The organism is Bordetella sp., assembly GCF_057362025.1.
Window position 1 is genome coordinate 1 of the sequence record NZ_JBMQQZ010000035.1, and the last position, 3,417, is coordinate 3,417.

A 3,417-nucleotide genomic window follows, 5' to 3' on the forward strand; every position below is an offset into this window, starting at 1 on the left:
AGCGCACCAGCGGGCGCGATCTCGACTGGTTCTTCCAGGCCTATCTGTACCAGGCCGCCCTGCCCGAGCTGCAGGCGACCCGGGACGGCCCCCGCTTGCTGCTGGCGTGGAAGACCGGAAAAAATACGCCGTTCCCGATGCCGGTCGAGGTGCGCGTGGACGAGCGTATCGTGACGCTGCCGATGGCGGACGGCCGCGGCAGCGTGGAGCTGCCGCCCGGCGCGACCTGGACGCTCGACCCGCATTCGAAGATCCTTCGACGCGAGGTCCACATCGAACGCTACCAGCAATACCTGGAAGCGGAGAAGAAACGCAAGGAGAAAAAATGAGCACGACCACGAATTTGAAAGACGCCGCGATCGACTTCCTGCAACTGACCGCCGCCGGCCGCATCGACGACGCCTTCGCGCGCCACGCCGCGCCGGACTTCCGCCACCATAATCCCTACTTCGCCGGCGACGCCGCCGCCATCCAGGCCGGCATGCGCGCCAACGCCGCCAGCTTCCCGCAGATGGAATTCGAGGTCCAGCGCGCGCTCGCCGACGGCGCGCTGGTCGCGGTCCACTCGCGCGCGCGCATGGCGCCCGGCATGCCCAACATCGCGATCGTCCACATCCTGCGTTTCGAAGGCGACAAGATCGCCGAGATGTGGGACATCGGGCAGCCGGAGCCTTTTCCGATGGCGAACGCGCTCGGCATGTTTTGACCCCGCGGCATCCGCTGGCGGCCATGCGCCAGGGCTTCATCCGGGGCGTCTGGCCGGGACCGATATCGTTTTTCATATCGGACAGGCACAACAAGTGATTGTTAATCCGCATCAATCCTTAGGACAATGGCCGCTTCGGACATCGATAAGACAAATGGAGACAAGATGCGGAATGACGTGAAGCTAAGGGGCGCTTGGGTCCTGTGCATGGCACTGGGAAGCGGTATGGCGATGGCGGATACCGCCCTGGCACCGACGGCACGCTGGTCCGCCTATACCGCTGGCCAGGCGACGACGCCACCGATGGGCTGGAGCAGCTGGAATGCGTTCGCCACCGATATCGATGAGGCCAGGATTCTCGGTTCCGCGCAGCGGATCGTCGATAGCGGATTGGCCCGGAAGGGTTACCGGTACATCAACATCGACGACGGCTGGGCGCTGCGCCGCCACCTGCCGGATGGCAGGATGGTGATCCGCGCCGATCGTTTCCCCTCCGCCGTGGCAGGCAGCACGACCAGCTTCCGGCCTTTCACCGACAAGATCCACGCGATGGGATTAAAGGCAGGTATCTATTCGGACCTGGGCCGCAACACCTGCTCCCAGGCGTATTCGCCCGACGATCGGGACCTTCCCAAGGGCAGCGTGCTGGAGCGCGAAGTGGGCCTGTACGGCCATGTCGACCAGGACATCGCGCTGTACTTCGCGGATTGGGGTTTCGATTTCATCAAGGTCGATGGCTGCGGATTGCGGGCATATGGCGCCGGCAGTCCAAAGGTTCGCTCCGGCGCCTACCGTGCGCTGCCGCCTGTACTCGACCTGCAATCCACCAATCGCTCCGACATCCCGGCGGTGCAGGCCGAATTCACCCAGATCGGTGCCGCGCTGCAGCGCAACAAGCCGAATGGCGACTTCCTGCTGTCGCTGTGCATCTGGGGCGCAGCAGACGTGCGTTCGTGGGGAAAAAACTTCGGCAATATCTCACGCACCAGCGACGACATTTCGCCTGCCTGGGGTCGGCTCCTGACGAATTTCGACAGTGCCTCAAGGCGTGAGCTCTACGCGCATCCGGGAAGCTGGAACGATCCGGATATGCTGTACATCGGCAAGGGGGATTTCGATGCCGAACATCTGACCGAGGCGCGTTCGCACTTTGCGCTATGGGCCATGCTCAATGCGCCGCTCATGATCGGCACCGATCTTGCCAAGACGCCCCAGGCCCTGATGGACGTGTTCGGCAACGCCGACATCATCGCGCTCAACCAGGACCCTGCAGGCAACCAGGCCGTCCTCGCCTATGACACGGACGACCTGGACATTCTCGTGAAGACCCTGGCGTCGGGCGACAAGGCGGTCGCGATCTTCAATCGGGGACTGGGGCCGATCGACGTCGACCTGATGGCAGAGCATCTGAAGCTGCGCAAGGATATGCCGATCACCCTGACCAATCTCTGGACCGGTCAACAGGCAAGCTTCACCGGGACGACCAAGCTCCACGTCGCTCCGCGTGAAACCCTGGTCTTCCGCGTTCGTGGCACGAGTATCCTGGCGCACGGGATCTATCTGTCGGAACAGCCAGGGCGCGTCAACCCGGCCGTCGATGGCGTCGTGAGTCCGCAGCCGGACCCTACCATCTACCGCTCGTCGGCAGGCTGGGCAGGCACCAAAGGCGCGGGCGACCGGCCCATCTACGCAGGCTGGGGCGGCGCCCGTGCGGACAGCTCGCCCTACGGCCAGACGCTGCAGGTCGCCGGCACGGCTTATGGCACCGGGATCGGCATCCTTGCCAACTCCCGTCTGGAGGTCCGCAACGGGGACTACAAGCGGCTGACCGTGAACGTCGGCGTGAACGATTCGGCGCGCGATCGCACGCACGGCGTGACATTCATGGTCTACGGCGACGGCAAGCTCCTGACGAAGAGCCAACGCTTGCGATTGGGAATGCCTGCGCAGGCCTTGGACGCCGATGTATCCGGCGTCAAGATCATCGAACTGGTAGCGGAAAGCGCAGGCGCTGCGAACGAGAAGCTACCAGTGACCTGGGCCAATGCCGCCCTGCTCGACCCTCGCTGATCGATCGGCCCGTGAACTGACGGCAACGCGGCGGGTCGCGGTGCGTGTAAGATGACGCATCCCTTTCTTACACCGAGCGCCATGACCGCCTGCACCCCCGCCCCGCTGCGCCACGTCGTCCTGTTTTCGTTCAAGGACGGCGCCACTGCCGAACAGGTGGACGCCGTCGTCACCGGCTTCGGCCGGCTGCCGGCCGCCATCCCCGGCATCGTCGCCTACGAATGGGGCACCAACGTCAGCCCCGAAGGCCTGAACGACGGCTTCACCCACTGCTTCATGCTGAGCTTCGCGCAGGCCGAGGAGCGCGACGCCTACCTGGTGCATCCGGCCCACCAGGCCTTCGTGCAAACGCTGGGCACCTGCCTGGACCGGTCGCTGGTGCTGGACTATTGGGTGCGATGAGCGCAGTGCGCGCGGTCGCGCAGGCCAGGCAAGGCTTCGAAGCCGACGCAGATCATGTGCGACGGGCTGTGACAGCAAGCCTGGCCTGATCAGGGCGAGGTGTCCTTACGCATGCGCCGCGGCTCGCCCTTCCACCACACGATGGCCAGAAACAGCGCCCCCAGGCCGCAGCCGTAGCCGACCGTCGCCAGCTGTCCGTAAGGCGCCATGGCGATCTCGCCGCCGACCAGCAGCACGAA

At 64.8% G+C, this 3,417-nt stretch carries 3 protein-coding genes and 1 pseudogene; all 4 read left to right on the forward strand.

The window, feature by feature from the left end:
- A pseudogene (locus tag ACO1P8_RS08085) lies at positions 1 to 329 on the forward strand (M1 family peptidase); the annotation flags it as partial.
- A complete protein-coding gene (locus ACO1P8_RS08090; RefSeq protein WP_486295381.1) occupies positions 326 to 706 on the forward strand; it encodes a nuclear transport factor 2 family protein in 381 nt (126 codons plus the stop codon). The pseudogene ACO1P8_RS08085 and the gene ACO1P8_RS08090, both read left to right, overlap by 4 nt.
- 225 nt (positions 707 to 931) lie before the next feature.
- Positions 932 to 2,776 (forward strand): NPCBM/NEW2 domain-containing protein, encoded by a 1,845-nt coding sequence (locus ACO1P8_RS08095; RefSeq protein WP_486295382.1) that lies wholly within the window; start codon positions 932 to 934, stop codon positions 2,774 to 2,776.
- 81 nt (positions 2,777 to 2,857) lie between these two features.
- Complete coding sequence (locus tag ACO1P8_RS08100; RefSeq protein WP_486295383.1) at positions 2,858 to 3,178, forward strand: Dabb family protein; 321 nt, start codon at positions 2,858 to 2,860, stop codon at positions 3,176 to 3,178.
- Positions 3,179 to 3,417 lie beyond the last annotated feature (239 nt).

Excerpts from the sequence above, each read along its gene's own strand:
- ACO1P8_RS08090 (WP_486295381.1), top strand. The coding sequence starts at position 326 with ATGAGCACGACCACGAATTTGAAAGACGCCGCGATCGACTTCCTGCAA.
- ACO1P8_RS08095 (WP_486295382.1), top strand. The coding sequence starts at position 932 with ATGGCGATGGCGGATACCGCCCTGGCACCGACGGCACGCTGGTCCGCC.
- ACO1P8_RS08100 (WP_486295383.1), top strand. The coding sequence starts at position 2,858 with ATGACCGCCTGCACCCCCGCCCCGCTGCGCCACGTCGTCCTGTTTTCG.